Origin of the sequence: Lysinibacillus sphaericus, from assembly GCF_015844675.1 — a bacterium.
Taxonomy (GTDB): Bacteria; Bacillota; Bacilli; order Bacillales_A; family Planococcaceae; genus Lysinibacillus; species Lysinibacillus sphaericus_E.
Genome location: NZ_LDGC01000087.1, coordinates 47,968 through 69,644 on the forward strand (window position 1 = coordinate 47,968; position 21,677 = coordinate 69,644).

Genomic DNA, 21,677 nt, shown 5'->3' on the forward strand with positions numbered 1-21,677 from the left:
TTACACCTACTTTCTATGAAATAAATAAATACCTTCTTCAGATTTTGTAGATGTAATCAAATTGTTGGCCTCTAAGTAATCTAAATAACCGAGCGTTTTAGACAGTGTCAGACCAAGCTGACGTTGAAAAATTGCTGGGTAAAAGCGCTTCGTTACTTGTACAGCGGTTAATGATTCATCACCAAATAATTCGCAAACCTTCAAAGCTTGCTGATGCTGGCGTTCTAATCGTTTATCAATTAAATCAGGAATATTGTGCAACTCTGCCCCATGTCCTGTATACATTGTTTTAACTGGTAATCGTCGTAATATTTCTAACGATTCATTATATTGTAGTAACGATTTCGTACGTCCTAATGTACGGTCTAGTGGTGGCTCAATTAACGGATTTGGTGTTATTTTTTCAAGCAATAAATCTCCACCAATTACATGGTACGTTTTCTCATCCCAGAAGATTAAGTGACTTTGTGCGTGTCCTAATGTTTCAATAGCCTTTAATCCAGGATGTCCTGGCACTTCATCCCCATCGTTAAGAATTTGTGTTAATGGTCGTTCACCTACAAGCTCTATTTCACGTCGGACATGTACACTCGGCTGGATATATTGTTGAGGAACACCGTGCTCAAATAAGCGTTCACTGTAAAACTGCACATGGTAACGTAAAAAATCTTCGTCATGACGAAGCCATTTATCGTTATAGGCATGCCCTAATATTTCTGCGTTTGGAAAGGCATCCACCCAACCTGCATGATCTGGATGATGATGGGTTAACACAACCTGTTCAATATCTCGCATATCAAAGCCCGCTGCGCGAATTCCCCATTTTAGCGCATCATAGGCTTCCATTGTTTTTGGACCAACATCAAAAATTGTCAATGCATCGCCTTTGACAACAAATGCATTTACATCTCCTACATCATAGGGTGTTGGTATTTCTATTTTGTATGTAGACAAAAGCTGTTTCCCCCTTTTATGCAACTAGTGAACACCGATTCATTCTATTTTACAAGTTTTTCTTCTTTTCGTCACCCTCCTGTTGACAGGTTGACGTCTTACCAATATAATTTTGAATAATCTAATTATTTTTATGCGTTGATGAAGCCAAGTACGTAATTGGTGAAGGTGTCATAGAGAGTGTTACATTTGCTGAAAGTAACATCACCCACTCCCATTACCGAACCTACTTCTGAGCAGTTATGAAAACATAACCGTCTCCCTTGCGATAAAAGGGCTATGAGTTGTGCCAATTGGCAAACAAAGGTGGTACCGCGGAAACTACAGCGTTTTCGTCCTTCTTTATAAGGACGAGAGCGCTTTTTTTATCTTCATTCAGCAAATTTTTTAGTAGCGAAAGCGAAGCGGCAGCTACAAATGTCCTGCGCTAAAGCAAAGCGGCTGCGGCAGAAGTTTTCTGTAGCGCAAGCGAAGTGGCAGCTACAGTTACGCCAAGGCGAAATTGACTATAAACTGGAGGTTTTATCATGAAAAAAATACTATTTATAGGTGCAGGCTCTATGGCGGAAGCCTTGATTCAGGGTTGGATAAAAGAAAAAGTATTTACAGCGCAAGAAATTTACGTCACCAATCGCTCAGACAAAGACCGCTTACATTTTTTACACGACACATATGGCGTAAATTGCAATTTTGACCACGATATTTACCAGCAAGCTGATTTAATTATTTTAGCGATGAAGCCTAAAGATGCCATTGCAGCGATGCGTGAGCTAAAGCCTAAAATTACAGAACAGTCAGCCGTTCTTTCTATTTTAGCCGGTATCGGTATTGCGACTATTATAGAACATTTAGGGGCTCGCCCAGTCGCACGCGTTATGCCTAATACTTCCGCTACTATTGGGATGTCTGCAAGTGGAATTGCATTTAATGACAAAGTGACTTCAGAACAGCGCTCCATGTTCTTACAGCTTTTAGAGGCGGTTGGTTCAGTTATTGAGGTGGAAGAGGATCAATTACACGCTGTAACGGCACTTTCAGGGAGTGGTCCAGCTTATATTTATTATTTAATGGAGGCATTTGAACGAGTTGGTACAAAGGTCGGTCTTTCTAAGGATACAGTACGACTATTAATGACGCAAACGCTTGCTGGTACTGCAGAAATGCTAAAGCAATCCGTCGAAGAACCTGATGTATTACGGCGTAAAGTAACAAGTCCAGGCGGTACAACAGAAGCTGGAATTAAGGCTCTTGAACAATATCAATTTAATGAAGCGATAGAAGCATGTATTAAAGAAGCAGAAGCTCGATCTCGTTCACTTGCAAATAGTAAATAATGGGTGCAAAATAAAAGCATATCACTAGGGATTAGGGGGCTTTATGTTGGCTAAATTATTCGAACCTTATCAATTACAAACTATTTCATTAAAAAATCGTGTTGTGATGGCACCGATGTGTATGTACTCGGCGCAGGATGATGGGCTTGTCACACCATTCCATCAAGTACATTATGCAACGCGGGCTGCTGGCCAAGTTGGTTTAATTATCGTCGAAGCTACAGGTGTTGTACCAGAAGGTCGTATATCTAGTAACGACCTCGGAATTTGGGATGATGCTCATATCGAAGGTTTGCGTCAATTAGTTCAAGGAATGAATGCATACGGAGCAAAAACTGGCATACAGCTTGGTCACGCGGGACGTAAAGCAACTGTAGATGGTGAAATATTCGCACCGTCAGCTATTGCATTTAGCGATGCATATAAAACGCCTACTGAGATGACATTAGAAGACATTGAGTATGTTGTAGAAGCTTTTAAACAAGCAGCTGTCCGAGCAGCTAAAGCAGGCTTTGATGTTCTCGAAATCCATGGTGCACATGGCTATTTAATTAGTGAATTTTTATCACCAGCAACGAATAAACGTAATGACCAATACGGTGGTTCTCAAGAAAATCGTTATCGATTGCTACGTCAAGTCATCGATGCTATTCGCAGTGTTTGGGAAGGTCCTTTACTCGTGCGTGTTTCCGCTGAAGACTATGTAGAAGATGGTACAACAATGGATGACTTTATCGTCTTCAGTCGTTGGATGAAATCACAGGGCGTTGATTTAGTCGATGTTTCTACAGGAGGTGTCGTTCAGGCAGACATTAATGTTTTCCCAGGCTATCAGGTACCTCATTCAGAGGCGATTAAACATGGTGCTGATATTCCAACAGGCACAGTCGGCCTTATTACGACAGCCATTCAAGCAGAGGAAATTTTACAAAACAGCCGTGCAGACTTAATTTTCCTAGCACGCGTTCTTCTGCGCGAGCCCTATTGGCCACTTCATGCTGCCAAGGAATTAGGAGAAGACATTACACCTCCAGTGCAATACGTACGCGGCTGGTAAAAATAACGGGATAGCCACTACTCACTATAATGCAAAAACAGCTTGTTGATTTATGTTAACAAGCTGTTTTCATTCAATAAAGAGGATTCTGTGTAATTTCTTCATCAATTGCCTTAAATAACGTCTCTACATCATCTGCAGTGACGACTTCTCCATTGACGATGGCGAAGATTGCTTGCTCACAAATTTCACAATCTGATGTACAGCCGGATTCCTCAATTTCAATATCGTATCTTTCAACTAGTACATCATAGGCCTCTGCTGCACCTAGGGATAAGTTAGTAATGCAAAACTCTACTCTATTTTTCAATTGCTGTGGCTCTGTGTTTTTCTTAAAAAGAGAAAATACCATTCTTTGATCTTCCCTACTCTTTCAAACAAAAGTTTTCAAACTTTCCTGAAAAATAATCGCTATAATACTAAGGCTTATACACATCAGCTTCATTTGAGGGGACAAAGGTAATTCCCTTCAATCTAAGTTTTTCAGCCTCTTTTTTAAATTCTTCTGAACAAAACATCACGCTGTATAGTCTAATATTATTAATTAGAAACACTTCAGGAAAAGTAATTGTACCTTTCAATTGTAAATCCCATATTTTTTTAATACGTCCATTTTGCCTATAAAATTCAATATTTGATTTCTCCATATCTATCACATCTTCTAACTTATCAAAAAATCGCACATAAAAGTAATCCTTTGAAGATATGCTTTCTTTATGCTTGTTCACCATATATACTTTAGTGTATTGAAAATTGTTAATTCCAAATTTCTGTAATAGGTTTAGAAATTCTAACGATACAAAAAATCCACCATCCTCACATCTTAAATCAAAATCATATTTTATATCTTTTGAAACAAACCATATTTCCTCTGGTAGCTCTGTCACAATATTTCTTGAGTTCCTCCATTCCCCAGCATCGGAGTCCCTTGCTTCAAAAGGATCTTTTTCAAAAAATTCTGTATGCATAATCCCTTCTAGGTAAGTAGGACAAAAAATACCTTCTTTTTTAAAAATCGCATATGTATTTCCCATATTTAAAACGCCCTTCCTTTCATTTAAGTTAATCTACCACTCAAGGTTTTAGTTATAATTTTTTCAGAAATAATTTTCTTTCATACATTCTCTCAGCTCAAGACTGCTAGCTGTTTTGGTCCTCGTGTCGTCCCAGAAGAGGAATAAACAATAACTATACAAAAAAACTCCAATTCTCACATATATTAAAATTACATTGATTGTTAAAGCATATTGTTATTCATAGATCTTACCGACATAAAATATGGTAGCTAAGAAATTCCAATCAATGTTATTTGGTACGGGTAAACCACTATTCATATAGTAGCCCTCCATATCCTCTATCCATGATTCAATTGCTTCAAGATAGTAATTAATAGATTTATTTTCCCATTCGTCTACATTAAGTTTGAAATCCTTTGAAAGCATATTTAAAAATTCTAAAAATTCATCCTTTGTAGTTACTTGTTCGATTTTTTCATATATTTCCATATATTATCACCTTTCTATTTTAGCTTTAGGGCTGCGTTCTATTTGAATTAAAAACAGCTTATTACGATACACAACGGCAATATTTTCACGCCATTTTTATCCTTTCGCACTAATCCTGTTGGTAGTATTCGGGATCTTCGATAATCTTAAATAAAAATTCCTCAAGAGAGTTTGCAATCTTTCTTTCGTTATCATAGACAGCATTTTGATCTCCATCCGTTAATCCGATTGAAAAAGACACTGATTCCCATCCAATAAAGAAGACTAATTTACTTTCTTCATCATAGCTTGGGTAAGCATCAAAAAAACCTTGTCTTAACCGAAAATCCCTAATTGATGCAGGACTCAATACACAATTTTCGTCAAGCTCTTCTTCGCCCACAAAAGACCCATAACCGATCTCCGTCAAAAATAGCTTTAGTTCTTTTGGAAAAACAATACCTAGTTCATCTTCCACTCGTTCAACTTCATTACTTTTTATTTTGGAAAACTGAAGACCAGGGTTATCTTAAAAAAATGAAAATTTCATTAAGTAGACTTCCTTCTTGTAACAACTTATTGATTTCATCTTTTTTGTGAGAGTAATGTCTCTTTTCAGGATGAAATGCAACCTCTCTTAGTGATGGACTTTCTAACAATGGTGATAAATCTCCACTTTTACAATTCCAAAAATTTATTTTATGCAAATTTTTCATAGATTTCACAAATTCAAGAGAATCAACATCTGAAACCTGTAATTCTTTTATGGTACTATTCCCTGCCAAAAATGTTAGATCAGTAAGTTTTTTACATTTTTCAATTTGGAGTCTTTCAAGTCCTTTTAGTTTACTAAGAGCTTGTGCATCTTCTAGATTATTTAAATACTGGAGCCAACACCATTTCAAGGAATCTAAATCCTCTATTCCAGTCAAAGAAATTAGCTTAGTCGAGGTGTCAAGACGCAAAAATTCTAATGATTTTAGTGAACAAAACTCTTTACAATCTGGTTTAATATATTTAATTGCGTATAAACTTTTTAAATTTACTAGTTTGTCTAAGTTTAGAAAGTAATCTTTTCCAACAACAACCTCCTCTAATTTCTTAAAATAGTTCAAATCAAGCTTTATTGGCTGAGATAGAGTGACTTCTGTAAGATTACATAATGTAGATAATGCTTCAATATTTTGATACTTGGATAATTTAAAATTACCGCTAAACCGTAATTTATTGATAAATGTTTTGTTGTTAAAAGATGAAAAATCTAAGTGACATTTCAAATCTGTTGCCAGATTCAAATTACGGATTCGAATTGAATGGTGATTTTCCTTCTCAGCAATCTGTATTCCTTCCTCAAGAGAAAGTGGGTCAATCTCAAAAAAGCCAATACTATCATTAAATGCATAGTTCCTCATTATTTACACCCCATTTTATCTAGCATCTCTATAGAACTCTAAATATATCTCGGGCTTCAGAAAGTGAAAATGGTGCAGGTTTCGCAAACACTCTGAAAAAAACACCTTTAATCCAATTCGGCACGAGAAAATAAATCCGTAATAGTAGATTCATCTTCACATGTATTTTTAAATGAAATAGCAAACTTCTCTAATGCTTTTTTATCAGAGGAATAAGCACAAAACATGCTAGCTTCGGAATCAAATTTGACAATACCTTTTAATTCAGGCATTTTTTCGTCAAGAAAGACAATCGCCAAAGATTCCCAATCATAACCTCCTCCTTCAAATCCCTCATCAGATCGTGTATCAAAAATCTCTTGCTTATATTCCCCAACATTTAAACAAAATGACGCCGAGCTACTACTACGGTCCACCCAGAAAAACGGAGCTATTATCTGTTTATCATTAATAAAATTCATTTTAACCCTCCACTAAAAAAATTTAATTAGTATGCATCTATTCCCTATGTTTAGGTTGTGTGTGTTCGCAAAATTCCAAAAATGAAGGAGCTACAACAATTGCATCATCAGGGTCATAGCTTTCTTCGTAATCCATATATTTTATTTCTCCTGTTTGGATATCAATCCAAAAATCTTTATCCGCATGATTATCTGCAAAAGGGATATGAAATAGAGCGAAGTTCTCGAACTCCTCAGAATAATCAACCCTTCTATCTTTTGCTCTTTCAATGGACATTGTGTAATAAGAATCATCTTCATCATCGATTAAAGGAATATGAAAAAAACCCCCAATTTCTATCGAAAAATAATCGGTGGATAGTTCATAAAAATGATCAGGGTAAATATATGCCCCGTTAGTAAACACTCCTCCATTTTTAAAAAGATAGAACTCTATAAAATCTTTTTTCCCTGGAAACTCGTCAGATACAATTTCGTTTATCTGGGAAGCCGATATCCCTTCCCAAGAATTTTCAAATAAAATATCTTTTTTTAGAAATTCATTAATGATACCTTTATTATTATTGTTCATTTGAGTTCACTTCCTACTTTTCTTACGTACATTGTGTAAAAAAAACACCTGCATGATTTTGATCAACATTTTTATTTAAAAACAAATATCCGACCGAGTCACTAAGGCTAAACACATCCTGGAATCCTTCAGGAAAATCACCGCCATAAATTTGTAGACAAAATTGATAATCATCCAAACCCATATCTTCTACTTGTAAAAAAGATGGTTTATCGCCAATCAACGAACCACAGTAAATCTCTATATCATCTAAATCTTCTTCATCAACATCTTCAAAATCTAAATCCACTTCTTCACCCAAAATGAACTTTTGTGCTGGTATTAGAAAATCGGATTCATTTCGAATATCACCAGCTTTGTGTAATAAAACTTTTGTATATCCTTTTTTAATATTTTTCAACTCTTCTTGATCTCCATGAAAAGTGATTGAATCTAAAAAGTATTCATCTTTCTTATACGTTGTAAAAACGGATAGCACCTGTTCTTTTGGTAAGTTTATATGTAAAGTTTCATTAAGAAAATTCGTTGGTAAACATAGTACAAGTGTTAATTTATCTCCATCTGGATTTAATGGCCAATCAATATTTTCAGGTAAGAAGCTATAACCGCCAAGACGAGCTACATTAGATTCATTTTCTACTTCATTAAAAATAACTTCAATTGACATTTTTTTAATACCATCCTTATTTTCTATGTTTATAACATTCAGATCATATTTCTATTCTGTTTCCCACTTTGTTAAAAGATGCAAAAAGACCAACATCTTCTTCCTCATTCAAAAAAGTTAGCTCTTTAAAATCATGGTCATTTACAAATCTATATACTTTCATTAGCAGCCCCCCTTTTCATATCTTCTCTACATGTTTCAGAACCTTTATTACCCAATGAGTTAAACAATTTTGGATTTATTTTATTACCCATATAAATAATCGATATAATTTTCAATAAGTTCATCGTTATGATTTATTTTACTTAGCATATCTTTTAATTCTTCTATAAAGCCTTCGAGCAATTCGCAAGATTCGTCATCTATTATTTCCCCATTATACTTTTTCTGTATTAATTCTAATGTAATGGATAGATAATCCAGAAAATCAGAAAAAGAATTTGCAATCGGAAAAAGAGCACCTGATTCATAAGATGCCATAACCGGTGAGCCTTCTCTATCAGTTACAACCACGACAGGATCATCATTTATATCTGCAATGACAAGCCAAAATGGATACCACTTTGGATCTTCTTTCAGATCCGTTCCAATCCAACGAAATCCCTCTTGCCTATTGATAAGGTTTTCAGGAGACCAAAGATAAAGAGGTGCGTTCCCTAAATCGATGCTCGTGCTTTTTAACTTGTGACCATCATGACGAACATCACAAATTATTTCGCAATGTTCATAAAAAAACTTCAATTCAGGAGAAAGATAAATTTTTTCATCTACCTGTAGTGTTGCTAATTCTGACCTTTTACGTACACCACCGTTCTTTACAACTGGGGATTCTTCTTGCGGATATTTATTCATTGTCTGTATAAATTTAAATACTGAATCCTCTATTTGTTTCACAAAAGATCAATCCTCTCGTTTATTAATTACATTGTTGCTATTCAATGCTCTTGCTCTAAGCGAGAAGCAGTGACTATGACATCTATCCACGTACTTAGCTATCCACTATCCAATGGTCATTCTGCCTCTCTTTGATTACTCTTGGCAAAATGGGTATAGGTCTAGCTTTACAGTCTCAATTAACAAACCATTTTTTGTCACAACCTAACGCATCTACTTTGGAAAATTAAAATCTAATAATGATACTTCGGTAAATAACAGTACGTGTAATATAATACTATTTTATACAATTATATTATACACAAGGTATAATACGCCAAATTCGGAATTCCATATCTAACAAAAAGCATATGTAAAGGAAGGAGTTTATGACATCTTCTTTACATATGCTTTTGGATTTTTTAATTATTAAGGATTCAGATACAATTGACCGATGATTTTGAGACCATGGAATAGAGTCCTCTAAATCCTATCTCTTATAACAACTAGGAATATTGCCAATATCCTACTATTGGATTCTTTATCGAATCCTCCGTCACAATTGCATACAAATACACAGCACCAAACCCAAATGGAAGACTAGTTCTTGAATCGAATAACCCATCTGGATAACCGTCTTCATCAATTTGGCACAAGAAACTATATTTATCTTTTTCTAATTCTGTGTAATAATATTCTTCTTGGATAAGGAATGGATTCCCCCCGAATTTAATAAAAAAAGGTGTATCGAATGCTTGTTCATCACTGACCAAAATACCTTCTGATATATAGTGTTTAACCATTCCAAATTTAGTATAAGTAGAATCAATACTTTCTTTCGAAACCGGATGTTCAAACACGTACAAAGAGCAGTTTGGATAAATATTTTTTGAAACACGATTTTCGTATTCTTTCGGTATAAAGATAGAAATCATATTATTTTTATCTAGCGGACTTACAAAACAAAGATAGAAGTGATATTCCGATTCAATTGCACTTAATAGTTCACTTTTCTCGTCGAAATACGCTGGAGCATTTCCACCAATCCATCCATTACCAACATTCTGATTCCTGTTTAACTGAAATATAATACTTTCTTTTCGTTCAACTAATATATTATTTTTAATCTCCATATTATTTTTCCAAATAATTCAATTCGGATTTCCTCCTTTGCATTTAGTTACTTTCTACAGATTAATCCACGTCTTTCAGGCGACATCATTCCGTTACCAAAGTATTCTTACTTCCATACATCGCCATCCGGTTCTGTTTTCTGAATCAAGAGGTCCTACTCATCATAACTGAAAATCCTAGTTTAAGAAGAGGTTCGAGAGTAAATATTACATCTCTTATATCAGTAGCGGTTCTTATAATTATATAATTTAAAAAAGAACGAGTCCCATTTAATTGGAATTCGCGATTCCATTATTTATATAAATCCATCTCCATTAATCAAATTCTAGATTTTCACTTAGCTGTCCTTACCAATTACTTTTATTTTTTTCCAGCTATTCTAATTCCATCTGGCAAAATAATATTGTATTCTTGAGCCACAACTTCAATAACTTCATCATAACATTCAAGAAAATAATGCTTAAATCCCTTTTGGATCAGCGTTTTTTCCTGAATCAAAAAGTCGGAATCAATCACTTCACAAAAGCACGTATCCAATACATTTTCGTTAAAATAATCAAGACCACAAAGTCCAAACTTGACTACATTTTTAAAAATGAAAGAAATGTCAATGTATCGTTCTTCTGTAGAAATATTTGCTACCAACGCTGTTGCTAAATTTAACGAAAGTTCAACTTCTCTTGGATAACGATCCATTATAACCTTTTTTAAAATCAACGCATCTCTAGCATCTATTACACCAACTGTTGTATCAATAAATTTAGTTCTCATTTTGCCCCCCATATTTTATGAGTTAAAGGTAGGTTTTCAGTCATCATAACAAAATCTATCCCAAAAAAAATTAAGATTATATTATGAAAATTCCTCTTCAACTAACAAACCTAACCTTTAAGTGACCGAACTGTTTGATTTCTATAAACTTCAAATCCTCGTCATACTCAAATATGTCACCGATATCTTCTGTTATAGCTGGTTTTCCAAATACGCTAAACAACCGCTCCCACTCGATAGTTGCATTGTTGAAGGATAAACATTTATCGCAAATCCAACATTTAAAAGAAACTGTAGTTAATAATTGGTTCGATATTTTCTACCTTTTCTTCCCTTCTTTGAAGAATATACATTGGAATCATTTCGTTTCCGAGAGCACCTGACCAAGTACATAGCGAAAGATCAATTTTTTCACCAGCACCTTCCAATTGTATTTTAGGCCATTCTTTTTCTAGACACGTTGGCCATGTAAGCAATTCGTCGCCAGGAATTATCGATAACTCCTTTATCTCTTTTTTAATCTTATAAGTTCCACTAACTATGCATTCATCAAAAATAATTGAATTATTCATCGCTTGAATATAATAATGCCAAGGTTTAATCCCCCAAGTAATAATCAGCATACCTTCTTCAAAACATTTATCAACTAAATCGGTTGTAGTAAATAAATCAACAAGATTAATTGGCCCATTACCAACTTCATTGCTTATAAATTCACTAAAGAGCTTAAGATCGACCATAAAAAAACCTAAATTTCCCAAGCTTCCGTATACTGAAGACTTAGCAAGCTTTTTGTTTCTTTGAATTTCAATAGCGTTTCTAAATATCAGCACATAAACCGTAATTGTTTCAATTTTTTGTTCATAATCAGTAAAATACTGAGGGGCTTCAGATGATAAAAAATCAGGCTGATGTATCCCTTGTCGAAAAACTTGAATCTTCAAATCATATTTCCCGATTAATTCCACACAATCCTTCTGATATGAATTTCCTCCTTGTAATACCCCATCCCTAAGAGCTTGTTGAATAGCCTCACTTTCGCTATTTTTAAGTAACTCGAAGTCATTTTCATATGTATAGCGAATAAAATCCTTTTCCAAAAATGATACATTTTTATATGTTGTTTCTGATAATTTTTCACCTAATATAGTGGAGTCCAACAGGTATTGTTTATCATCGCTCACTTCCTCAACAATCAATTTAAGCCTACAAATATCGTATTCACTTAAACCATCAGTAAAAGGGATTTCTAGTGTTAAACCTTTAGTTTGCAGTTGTGCATTTTTTAAACGGCTGGAACAATAACCTTGTTCCAACCACAAACCCATATTTTTCATTAATTTCACCTCTGATATATAGATGCCCTTTTCGAACGTTTTCCAAAAAGTAAATAATCAAGAGTAGCATTATAATCCAAAATCTTAGGATTTATGCTACTCTTTTTGTGCTCCATAAGTACACCTTCCAAATAACACCTTCATAGTATCAAAAATCAGCAAACCCGTTCAATAGCGTTTTTACGAAGAAATAATATCAATATACTCTTTATATTCTAATGGAATTGGTCTACCAAAAATCAAATCTTTTAAAGGATCTACGTTTTTCCCAAACTTATAGCAAAGATAAAGTCGTTCATTAAATTCTGCATAAATTAGAGTTACTCAACACTTAAAAAATCAACGATCATTTTCTGTTCCCGCTCCGGCATCATATGTATGTGCCCGCACCCTTTTAACATATGAGCCGTGTTATTTGGTATGATTCTTTGGGCTCTTGGTAATACTTTTTTCGCTGGAAATAGACAATCTTTTTCTGCTGCCATAATAAGCGTCGGAGCTTTACACTGTTGCATTAATTGTTCGCTCACATTGGATGGCATCCCTATTTTTGTTTTTACATGATCAAAACTATCTTTCACCATATCCAAAGTATCTTTATCAAGAATTTCTTCGTTAATAGCCATAAATAAAGCAGTTTTATATATATATTTTTCTTTCTTTGTTAGTCTATATTTTAGTAGTGGTATCATCATTTTTACAGTACTGATTGGAAAGGCATTGTTAATACCCGATGGCACAATTAATACGGATTTTTTTACTTGCTCTGGTTTGGTACACATCAGTTTTGCCAGAACCTCCTCCAAACGAAGTCCCAAAACAAGCTATTCTCTCAAATCCAAGCAATGTTATAACGTCACTTGCCCACTTTCCATAATCATAATTGCGAGGGGAAAGGTTAACCTCATCACTTTTTCCAGGGTGGCCAATAATATCAACCGCATAGATATGGAAATTCTTTAGCAGGAATCTGTACATTAATAAATTATAGGCAGTCGTACTATTCCCACCATGAAATACTAACAATGGTTCACCCGATAAATTGCCAGTTTCAATGATATGTGTTCTTCCGAAACGAGTATGAACGTAAACATCCTTACATGAATAATCCAATTTCCTCAATTGAGCATCATAAAGCTTGAGTGACATTTCTCTTCCAAATTGCGTTTTATATATACTCATATAACCCTCTCTTATAAGTTATCCTACCCATGAATTTAATTATGGTGCAGATGTGTCCCAACTACCTGACATCAGATTTTCCGCCAATTTACGTTTGAGAAAGCTTTTGTGATTGTACTTCCCTATCAATAACCTCCACAAAATGGCCGACATTGTGTGACTGCCGATATCCATCCAAATCACCAAACTTTACAAATATCACTAGAAATATTGGCATCCATTTTTTACAGGCCCTTATTCTAATTGAGAACATTCATATAATAAATTATTTTTAAAGTCATCCGCAGATACGCATATAACTTCATCATCTTCTGGAACTTTGAATACAACTACATGCATTCCCTCTTCAGACAGGTTAGGTAATATTTCATCTAAAAGTGTATTTATATGTATTTTTTAGTTTTACAGTTCTCCCATTCATTTCCTATACATTTCATAGCATATTCTTCAAATGGCCAAATAGGCATAGAAAGATTCCCTTCTTTATCTGAAGTAGTAACAAACCCTTCATTTAATTTTAAAGACCACGCCTCTTCCCAGTCTGCAATTCTTTTTACAGAGTATATATATCGATCTTTAGCTGATTTTTTATCATGGCTTTAAATTCTGGACTTTCTTCAAATCCCTTTCCCATATTAACCCCTTATCTACACATGTTGATAGAATCCGATTCCTATTTAAGGATAGCTCCATATATCAATCATAATTTCAATTTTTACACTTACTTTGTTAAATTAACCAGTTCTAATCAAACGGAGTCATCAAGTCACAAAACGCACTACGACTAATACTAAATTAAAAACTTAGAAAAATTAACGGCTTTAATCCCATCTTTTCTTGAAGTTACTCATTACATTTTCTGAGTTCAGCAACCCCGCTGAATAATTCTCAATCATTTCTGCTCGGTCATCATCAGAAATAGATATAAATATTGTTATGTCATCTTTTTCATGACAGAACAACCCCTCATTGTGTAATGTAAGCAAAGTTTCAGTCATTGTTTTATAAAATTGCTCCTCAAACTCGCGAAATCTACTGTCCTCAATTGATTCCCTCTTCTCAGCCAAATAATCCGAAACTAAAACTATTTCACTTTGTTCAAGATCACTATCATCGTATCCCCATTCAGCAGGCACCCATTTTATTGTTTTGTATAAAACTTCATCACTCAAATTCTCTGACTCATTCTTTTGAGTATACTTATGATAGTTGCTTTCCATCTTTTCATATGTATTTATCGCAAAAAATACCGTCATAGCATCATTGTCAGTTACTAAACAAACAGCATATATCCTTTCGTTTCCAATTACTTTCAACAATTCTTTATAGTCATTTCTAACTGCCTTGATCAACCTTTTTCCAAGCTCATCAAAAAATTCTTTCATAGACTAAAAATCCCCCTTGGTATCTATATTTATTTCGTATGTGGGACACCGTTCTCCATCGGTAAGCTCTTCATTTTGATCAATTACTTCTTTAATTACTTCTTCCAAAGTATTCAATGCTATTTAGTCAACTGCTTCATCCGATTAAGATAAAGACATATCGCGCGTGATTATTCCCATCATCCTATTTTCATTTTCCAAACGCTGTTTATATAACGCTTCTATTTTTTTGTATATAATCAAAGATCATGGCCCAACCGTCCATAGGGCTCCCACATCCCCATAGAGGTCCCGTCATTTTATCCAATTCATTGAGCTTTTCCTGATATTGCGTCACCATGGTTTGACGCTCTTCTTGCGTATATGCATTCAAACGTTCATCGCTTACCTTAAGTCGCATATTATGCAGGAAATTGATCATATCACAATAAAGTGAATCATCCTCAAACATAATAAAATCCGGGAAAATCGCAATGACTTCGTCAAAAGCATGCCGCAAATGCTGTAAGCCAAATTTCGCCAAAACCTCGGAAATATACGGCACAAGATGCGGCTGATACGCGATGATACCGTCCCACCCATCACACTGCCAGTTGCCAATCGTATTGATGGCAATGTGAAGTTGAAATAACTCTGGCGACACCTTCTCTTTGATGGCATCTAGTTCACCAATCTCCCATATTTTATCGGATAATTCCGCTAAATTCATTTCATCTACTGGGATTTTTCCATCCCATAACTCATTCAATCCAATAGTCATAGTTAAACCTCTCCCGGAAATAGAATTCTGTTCGTTCTCGCTTCTCTATTTTACATATTTAGTTCTTCTATAATCTCCTTACATACCTTTGCAATTTCCCGCATATCATCTTCCGGACAAAACTCCGCCAAATCATAACTTAAAGGGTGATGAATAAAATCTTCCAATACTCCCCTCAAGAAAGCCATTTCTTCTTTTTCAACTTTTAAAGAAATAACAGCATTTTTGTCCATGATACCGCCAGTTAAATCCGTCAGATGAACCTTACCGTTTTTTTGACATTCCAGAATAATAGCCGTAATATCCATCAACAAATTGATTACACAGCCTATATCTTGAAAAAACTCTTTTTCTATAATATAGTAAATATCTTTCGTTTGGCGTAAGTCTTTAATTTCCCGAGTATTATTCAGTTGAAAGTCTTGCAAAATATTTTTAACGTTTATTTTTGTTGGAATATCCGACTCAAATTCTCTGTCAACTAAATAGTCGATCAAAGTGTATGTATCATCGGTTCCACCGATATATTCTCCCCACCATCGCTCAATGTACATCATCGCTTTTTTGGCCCCCTCAATAGTCTTGTTTATTCAGCAAATTTGGAAAACTAGTTATAATTGTTTCCTCCATCCCCTTTTTGTATCGCGGCAATAGATGATATTTTCTTATATTTTTCGATTTTAGAATAGGCGTAATATTTCGGCTCTTATTCTCTAATGCCTTTAGAAAACTGTCATCTTCATTTTTTCCCTTTTTTCGCATTTAATGGGCCAAAACTGTAGCGCCTAAACTTTCAAAAACTTTTACTTACTGCTTTAAAAGATATATTAAGAATAAAATCTTTCAAGATTTTCAAGCAAGTAGAAATCTACTAGATTGGAACCATTGTATCCGGTTTCCACCAAGACCTGTCGTAGTTGCTACAAAAGCTTAAGCCACTCTAACACTTTTAAGCGGAAAACCATAATTAGAAAACAGCTCAACAGATTTTTTATCCATTCTGAGACACTGCTACAATAACCATTACATATTACAGTATATACTACTGTTCCCCATATCCACGTTGAACCTCCAATACCAAATAAATATATTTTTTTAATACATCTCCATTATCTATGCAATTGGACATAAACCCTTTACCATATCTTAATATTTACGTTCTTCCTCTTCTTCATCTAGCAAGTAATTGAAAAAGTCAGAAAAATCATCCCAAACACCTGGCTTAGAAATAAAATCTTGCTTATCTAATTTAGTTACTTCTACAGAATCTATCCATATGATGGATGGCTTGTTTTCCGTATCCATAACAATAACACTCATATCTTGTTCAGCAATAACAACCATTCTATTCGGTAAACCAACTGCCTCTCTAATTCTCAAAGTCTCACCTAGAAGATTTGTTGGATCTGAAAATACAAAAGAATGTATACTTTTCCCCCCAATGTCTCCTCCACCATAGAAACGAGATATTTCACGAAAGTCCTCTGGTAGTTTTACTTGAAGATCTTGTTCAATTTTGTCCAAGTAATCTTTAGAAACTCCATCAACATCATCATATAAGGAAATATATTTATTTCGCAATTCATTTATATCATTCATATTCTTTTCACCTCTTCTAGAAATTATTATTGGCATCAGGCAACAAATTTTTCTGGTTTATATGGAAGGATATATGTATAATTTTTCAAAATTTGAAACTCACTCTTTGATAAAATCTACACATACATCATGTAGCTGAATATTTTCCTTCAAAGATTTTTTACTATCTTTTTCGATAATATCTAACTGTAAATTATCTTTTGTATAGCCATCAAAAAGTTCCATTATATTGAAAATGGTTTCATAGGTTACATCGTATAATAATGTTTCGATATTTTCACAACTGCATTTACATTTCCTAAGAGCAACCTGAACCACATCTTCTTGAATTTCATGTAATGTCCTAAAAAACATTTCTTGACTAGGATTTAATTTTTTCATAAAGCCTCCATTTTTGATTATTTATGTAAGACTTACACAAAACCCACTATAATACTTCATTTCTGCTCAGTTCTTACTTTGGCACCTAACGAAATAAAATAGTCAGCCAAAACTAAAGTATTTTCCCCGTATCCCTCAGCTATTAGAAATCCCTTACTATTTAATCGATTTCGTATTTCATCGAATGATAGACCTGTTTCTTTTTTTACAGCTAAGAGCACTTTTGATTTATTTTCACCTGGATCATCAAGATACACATAATATTTTCCAACTTTTTCTTTAATTCGTTGCTCAAGAGGTGCAAAATTTTCTTTTGATTTTATAATGGGAAGAAATTCGCATATGTTTTTTATTTCATTATTACTTAATTTAGTTTTCCACTCCTTCTCCATTAACTCATAAAAATCAGATTGATATTCACCGCTTTTATAGTACTGATCATCGTGTTTATCCAGCCAAACAGATAAAAAATAGTCGAACTTTTCCATTGAATCTACTAGTAGTTTTGGTGAAAATTCTCCTCCAACATAATCATAATAAATTGGAGTATCCTCTTTACTTATATCTGCAATCACTGGATTCCCGCTCCAACTTGATATAATAATCCAATTTTGATTCCACTTCATTTTCTCCGAGGAGTCTTCCCAACCTCTAGCTTCTTTAATAAATCTATAACCTTCTAAAGCAATCATTAGATTTTCCTTACCGATTACATAAAAGTCGTTGGTCCAATAAAACATTATGTCTTTAGATTTAGGTAAGTCATAGTACCATTCCAAAAGTGCCTGATTTAAAAAGGGGAGTTTAAAATTTTCTTCTAACTCCCGTTTCGTTTCTTCAGATGTTTCTAGAAACCTAATCTTACTGCTGTTTTCATTTTTTAATATCGAATGAGCTAGGTATTTCATTAGATTTTACAGCCTCCTCTAAGTATCGTAAATTTCAGCATGCTTTAATGACCATATTCACTCAATTCAGTAAATAACTCTTCAGCGTTTTCTTTAATTCCATTTCTATATTTTGAAGGGATTTTTTGACCGCACCTAGTAAACCATGCGTCAAAAGTATTTCTCCATTCTAAAACTCTATCTTTCTTAATACTTAAGTTCGCATCTGCTTGATACTTTCTAGAAAGCATCAATAAAATATCTATATGAACTAACATAACCTGATATGGTTTCTCAGCTTTCTTCAACCACTCATTGCTTTCTTCAATTTTGCTAATTGCCAAATTAAAATAATGAGCATTTTCTAGCTCTGCAGCTTCATTACCGTCTGGTGCTGTACTATATATTTTCATAGTTTCCTCCAATCTTACTTTTTTGCTCGTAATATATTTTATCTTTTATATAACCTTAAAATTAACTTTTATTTACTCTTCAGCAGCCTCACTAAGCCAATCCCCCCCTTTCTTGAAAGAATATTTATTCACATCGGTCCAATACATCTCTTCCATAGAACGTGAGATATCACTCAAAAAATAGTTGTAATATCCGCTTCTCATTTCTCCTGACTAAAAACAATTTATTTGGTCAATTAAATTATTCTTAGATTCACTGTAGAAGCGTACACCCTACTATAAAACTGTCTTTATTTATCAAGATCTACAAACCAATCAATCTCATCATTAAACCAATTACATAATTTAGTTGAACCATTATCCATTTTCAAAGGGATTTCTCTTGCCCACATTTTAATGTCACTTATGAACATCTCTTTTTCAAGCCCTTCAAAGTTGTGTTTTTCTAACGCCCTGTTTAGAAACTCTAAAAATAGATTCCCCAAATAATATCTCTGTTCTATTTTATACATTTTTTCATATTCTTCTACCGTAACTGCCATATCGATTGTCAGATAGTTATCCTTTTTCGTAAATCGAATAAATGATTTTCTTCCATACGATTCAGGTAAGCATCTAAAGGCTATCCCGATCGAAACATCGACATTCTTATATTTTGTATTTATATTAGATACCAATGCGTTTCTTAATTCACTAGCTAATTCACCAACTCTCGCACCCGCAGTGTCTGTAACTATTGAAAAATCCATACAACTCACTCCCTCTATATAAAACAAGTCAACATTTTACATATTTATTAAAGAGAAATCTTCATTTTCTCCATAGACTTTTTTCAATTGTTGTTCCACAATACCTTCAAATATAAATTTCTTTTTCAACTTTTTTGGTTCTCTGGAAAAGTTAAAGCTTCATATTTAGTTCTACTTAAAATACATTTTTATCCCCATGTCTATTTGAAACCCCCTCTAAATAAATCATTCAGAAAAAAGCTTTATTGCCTTTTCCTGCAATTCAATACCGATTCCCTCTAATTCTTCCAAAAACTTATCGTCTAAATACCCCGCTCGAAATGAAAATGCACCATTGATATCGACCATAGCGAGTGCTAACTTTTTAGGAACTGTCTCTTTGTCTTTATAGTATTGTATTACTACATCTAATGCCTCTCTCACTTGATTTAATAAATCAGAATCTAATTCCCTATTCGTTCTTAATTTTACTGGTACTGAATTTTCACTTACTAACCCATCATAAATTATAGCAACTGCTTCTTCCGTATCCATAAAACTACTCCCCCTCTAAATTCTAATAAAACTTATCTTATATCTCTCTAATGAGTCTATTGTATTTTCCATATCGAGCGTCAAAAAACAAAGGGAAATAAACCCTTTTTATGGTTCTATTACCCTTTCTAAATTCAATACTGCTCTATTAGAAGAATCAATCTGTTGCATGTATAGACACCCGACAAGTTAAAAGAAGCTACTTCAAACTACTTTGCTTGCGCATTTTGTCTTTATCATTTAGTTGTTTTATAAATTGCAGCACTTTGTTTATTAATTCCTTTAAATCTGAGAAAAAATAGTTTTCATTTATAAAATTTTTATCATTTTTCAAATCTATAGCTTCTAAATACACTGATTTCTCTCCCCAAAGTGTTAATCTTGCAATAGAATTATTACTTTCGAAATCTATTTTCAAACAATAATAGTGATTACCATTTGGACGAAGTATATGTTCGATGTCAAATGCACTAGGAGATTTTAATGACGACTTCCCTACTGTAACAAACCATTCTTCAAAATCTTTTAAAATATTTTCACTTTCTTGCATCAATTTTTTCTCCTTTGACAATAACATTTTTCTTTATCACTAGTTTTTCTTCAAGTGAATTTGGCCCTTCCTTTTATTTTATACTGGATGTGGAGAAGGTTTTCCTGTAAAACCCGATTCAAGATATCAAAATGGAACTTCTCTATTTTCACTAAAAAAAAAATCAATACTCATATGTAATAAAGAGTTCTTACTCTTGTACATCATTATCCTAGATACTTATTCAAAATAATTGAAAAGGAGATTTTTTTGAAAGCCCCTTTTTAATCTCTTCCATTTCCTGAATAGCTTTTTGCTTCCATTGCTCCTTTAATCTAAAATCTTCGTCATAAAAATTTTCGTTATGAAGTTGAGAAATTAAATCTGCTAGCTCAAACCACTCAAGTATATTAATTGAAATATTCAACATGTTTTCAGGACTAAAATCCTCAAGGTCATGATCATAAAAAAATACTGTAGGCGGTGATTGAATATCATCAAGATCAATTATCCAAAAATCGCCTCTTCCAGTTTCTGCGAATATCCAATGGCTTTCTTTAAATTCACTAAAATCTTCGTGGAACTCTTTATTGTATTTTTTTGCCTTTTCATAAGATAAAAAAACATGATCTGCCTCGATTTTATTATCGGCAAGTTTCTCATATAAAAATAAACAATCCTTCCTCGTAAACTCACTGATCTTAGGAATTCTATTTCGATGTTCTAGGTAATCCATAATTTCATCAAAATTTCTTTTCTTTATCATGACACCCACCTCATTCTAAATAGAAGTTACACACCTGGCTCACCAGACGCTCAATTACTATGTTTCTAAAACTATCCCCAGAAAGAGCGAGCATCTCGTTTTCTAGTGGTTTTCTGAAACTTCAGTCCCATATCCTTATATGCGGTGAACAGAATCCAACTACAACATCTAATAATTCGAGTAGTATATCTTCTGAATTATCATCCTTAAGGTCTTCTCTTAAACTTTCTAACACCGCATATGCATCATTTTGCTTACCACCGGCACCTTTATATTCCGTAAGGATTTTATGCAAGTCAAAAAATTCGAAATGGTTTATTAAGCCATTTCGAATGTCAGTTTTCAATTTTGCGTTATTATAATCTTTATTCATACTTAATCACTTTTCATATTTACTTTGCCTAAGATAAAGAATTTTGCTACTTATCTTAAATTTT

Annotated in this window: 30 protein-coding genes; 2 read left to right on the forward strand and 28 right to left on the reverse strand. The window is 33.7% G+C overall.

Features of this window, described 5'->3' with window-relative positions; all coding sequences use genetic code 11:
- Positions 1-6 precede the first annotated feature (6 nt).
- On the reverse strand, positions 7-954 hold the full coding sequence (locus tag ABE34_RS20860; protein ID WP_197144366.1) for an MBL fold metallo-hydrolase: 948 nt from the start codon (positions 952-954) through the stop codon (positions 7-9).
- A 527-nt stretch (positions 955-1,481) separates the two neighbouring features.
- On the opposite strand from ABE34_RS20860, the gene proC reads away from it, so the two are divergent.
- Entirely contained in the window at positions 1,482-2,288 is an 807-nt protein-coding gene (gene proC, locus ABE34_RS20865; RefSeq protein ID WP_197144367.1) for a pyrroline-5-carboxylate reductase, read from the forward strand.
- Between the two features lie 46 nt (positions 2,289-2,334).
- The gene (namA, locus tag ABE34_RS20870; RefSeq protein ID WP_197144406.1) at positions 2,335-3,345 is read left to right on the forward strand and encodes an NADPH dehydrogenase NamA; all 1,011 of its coding nucleotides are present in this window, start codon (positions 2,335-2,337) and stop codon (positions 3,343-3,345) included.
- A gap of 73 nt (positions 3,346-3,418) precedes the next feature.
- Here namA and ABE34_RS20875 read toward each other — a convergent pair whose 3' ends face one another.
- The 27 genes from ABE34_RS20875 to ABE34_RS21005 form a co-directional block, all read right to left on the reverse strand.
- Positions 3,419-3,697: a DUF1450 domain-containing protein gene (locus ABE34_RS20875; protein WP_197144368.1), complete on the reverse strand. Its 279-nt coding sequence runs from the start codon at positions 3,695-3,697 to the stop codon at positions 3,419-3,421.
- A 67-nt stretch (positions 3,698-3,764) separates the two neighbouring features.
- Positions 3,765-4,379 carry an Imm43 family immunity protein gene (locus ABE34_RS20880; RefSeq protein ID WP_197144369.1) on the reverse strand — a complete coding sequence of 205 codons (615 nt, stop codon included), beginning with the start codon at positions 4,377-4,379 and terminating at the stop codon, positions 3,765-3,767.
- Positions 4,380-4,595: 216 nt separating this feature from the next.
- Positions 4,596-4,850 carry a DUF7660 family protein gene (locus ABE34_RS20885; RefSeq protein WP_197144370.1) on the reverse strand — a complete coding sequence of 85 codons (255 nt, stop codon included), beginning with the start codon at positions 4,848-4,850 and terminating at the stop codon, positions 4,596-4,598.
- A gap of 109 nt (positions 4,851-4,959) precedes the next feature.
- A complete protein-coding gene (locus ABE34_RS20890; protein WP_197144407.1) occupies positions 4,960-5,331 on the reverse strand; it encodes an SMI1/KNR4 family protein in 372 nt (123 codons plus the stop codon).
- Positions 5,332-5,353: 22 nt separating this feature from the next.
- Positions 5,354-6,241 carry a hypothetical protein gene (locus ABE34_RS20895; RefSeq protein ID WP_197144371.1) on the reverse strand — a complete coding sequence of 296 codons (888 nt, stop codon included), beginning with the start codon at positions 6,239-6,241 and terminating at the stop codon, positions 5,354-5,356.
- A 107-nt stretch (positions 6,242-6,348) separates the two neighbouring features.
- Positions 6,349-6,702, reverse strand: coding sequence for an immunity 51 family protein (locus ABE34_RS20900; protein ID WP_197144372.1), 354 nt, complete (start codon positions 6,700-6,702; stop codon positions 6,349-6,351).
- 37 nt (positions 6,703-6,739) lie between these two features.
- The gene (locus ABE34_RS20905; RefSeq protein ID WP_197144373.1) at positions 6,740-7,273 is read right to left on the reverse strand and encodes an SMI1/KNR4 family protein; all 534 of its coding nucleotides are present in this window, start codon (positions 7,271-7,273) and stop codon (positions 6,740-6,742) included.
- A 22-nt stretch (positions 7,274-7,295) separates the two neighbouring features.
- Complete coding sequence (locus ABE34_RS20910; RefSeq protein ID WP_197144374.1) at positions 7,296-7,940, reverse strand: DUF1963 domain-containing protein; 645 nt, start codon at positions 7,938-7,940, stop codon at positions 7,296-7,298.
- 246 nt (positions 7,941-8,186) lie between these two features.
- Complete coding sequence (locus tag ABE34_RS20915; protein ID WP_197144375.1) at positions 8,187-8,834, reverse strand: SMI1/KNR4 family protein; 648 nt, start codon at positions 8,832-8,834, stop codon at positions 8,187-8,189.
- Positions 8,835-9,319: 485 nt separating this feature from the next.
- The gene (locus ABE34_RS20920; RefSeq protein WP_206700598.1) at positions 9,320-9,946 is read right to left on the reverse strand and encodes a hypothetical protein; all 627 of its coding nucleotides are present in this window, start codon (positions 9,944-9,946) and stop codon (positions 9,320-9,322) included.
- 361 nt (positions 9,947-10,307) lie between these two features.
- Entirely contained in the window at positions 10,308-10,718 is a 411-nt protein-coding gene (locus tag ABE34_RS20925) for a hypothetical protein (RefSeq protein ID WP_197144376.1), read from the reverse strand.
- Between the two features lie 281 nt (positions 10,719-10,999).
- Positions 11,000-12,055 (reverse strand): hypothetical protein, encoded by a 1,056-nt coding sequence (locus tag ABE34_RS20930; RefSeq protein WP_197144377.1) that lies wholly within the window; start codon positions 12,053-12,055, stop codon positions 11,000-11,002.
- Between the two features lie 320 nt (positions 12,056-12,375).
- The gene (locus ABE34_RS20935; protein WP_197144378.1) at positions 12,376-12,837 is read right to left on the reverse strand and encodes an alpha/beta hydrolase; all 462 of its coding nucleotides are present in this window, start codon (positions 12,835-12,837) and stop codon (positions 12,376-12,378) included.
- Entirely contained in the window at positions 12,779-13,237 is a 459-nt protein-coding gene (locus ABE34_RS20940; protein WP_197144379.1) for an alpha/beta fold hydrolase, read from the reverse strand. Before ABE34_RS20940 ends, ABE34_RS20935 begins: the two co-directional genes overlap by 59 nt.
- A gap of 383 nt (positions 13,238-13,620) precedes the next feature.
- Entirely contained in the window at positions 13,621-13,803 is a 183-nt protein-coding gene (locus ABE34_RS25905; RefSeq protein WP_197144409.1) for a DUF2750 domain-containing protein, read from the reverse strand.
- Between the two features lie 255 nt (positions 13,804-14,058).
- The gene (locus ABE34_RS20950) at positions 14,059-14,622 is read right to left on the reverse strand and encodes a DUF4303 domain-containing protein (protein WP_197144380.1); all 564 of its coding nucleotides are present in this window, start codon (positions 14,620-14,622) and stop codon (positions 14,059-14,061) included.
- Positions 14,623-14,830: 208 nt separating this feature from the next.
- On the reverse strand, positions 14,831-15,382 hold the full coding sequence (locus ABE34_RS20955) for a hypothetical protein (RefSeq protein WP_197144381.1): 552 nt from the start codon (positions 15,380-15,382) through the stop codon (positions 14,831-14,833).
- Positions 15,383-15,432: 50 nt separating this feature from the next.
- Positions 15,433-15,939: an imm68 putative immunity domain-containing protein gene (locus tag ABE34_RS20960; protein WP_197144382.1), complete on the reverse strand. Its 507-nt coding sequence runs from the start codon at positions 15,937-15,939 to the stop codon at positions 15,433-15,435.
- Between the two features lie 589 nt (positions 15,940-16,528).
- The gene (locus ABE34_RS20965) at positions 16,529-16,981 is read right to left on the reverse strand and encodes an SMI1/KNR4 family protein (protein WP_241747026.1); all 453 of its coding nucleotides are present in this window, start codon (positions 16,979-16,981) and stop codon (positions 16,529-16,531) included.
- Positions 16,982-17,080: 99 nt separating this feature from the next.
- Positions 17,081-17,362: a hypothetical protein gene (locus ABE34_RS20970; RefSeq protein ID WP_197144383.1), complete on the reverse strand. Its 282-nt coding sequence runs from the start codon at positions 17,360-17,362 to the stop codon at positions 17,081-17,083.
- A 56-nt stretch (positions 17,363-17,418) separates the two neighbouring features.
- On the reverse strand, positions 17,419-18,270 hold the full coding sequence (locus ABE34_RS20975; RefSeq protein ID WP_197144384.1) for a hypothetical protein: 852 nt from the start codon (positions 18,268-18,270) through the stop codon (positions 17,419-17,421).
- Positions 18,271-18,314: 44 nt separating this feature from the next.
- Positions 18,315-18,662, reverse strand: coding sequence for a hypothetical protein (locus ABE34_RS20980; RefSeq protein WP_197144385.1), 348 nt, complete (start codon positions 18,660-18,662; stop codon positions 18,315-18,317).
- A gap of 290 nt (positions 18,663-18,952) precedes the next feature.
- The gene (locus ABE34_RS20985) at positions 18,953-19,411 is read right to left on the reverse strand and encodes a hypothetical protein (protein ID WP_197144386.1); all 459 of its coding nucleotides are present in this window, start codon (positions 19,409-19,411) and stop codon (positions 18,953-18,955) included.
- 225 nt (positions 19,412-19,636) lie between these two features.
- Positions 19,637-19,945 carry a hypothetical protein gene (locus ABE34_RS20990; RefSeq protein WP_197144387.1) on the reverse strand — a complete coding sequence of 103 codons (309 nt, stop codon included), beginning with the start codon at positions 19,943-19,945 and terminating at the stop codon, positions 19,637-19,639.
- Positions 19,946-20,144: 199 nt separating this feature from the next.
- Positions 20,145-20,495: an immunity protein TriTu family protein gene (locus ABE34_RS20995; RefSeq protein WP_197144388.1), complete on the reverse strand. Its 351-nt coding sequence runs from the start codon at positions 20,493-20,495 to the stop codon at positions 20,145-20,147.
- A gap of 223 nt (positions 20,496-20,718) precedes the next feature.
- Positions 20,719-21,240: a hypothetical protein gene (locus ABE34_RS21000; RefSeq protein WP_197144389.1), complete on the reverse strand. Its 522-nt coding sequence runs from the start codon at positions 21,238-21,240 to the stop codon at positions 20,719-20,721.
- A 121-nt stretch (positions 21,241-21,361) separates the two neighbouring features.
- Positions 21,362-21,613, reverse strand: coding sequence for a hypothetical protein (locus ABE34_RS21005; protein ID WP_197144390.1), 252 nt, complete (start codon positions 21,611-21,613; stop codon positions 21,362-21,364).
- Positions 21,614-21,677: the final 64 nt, after the last annotated feature.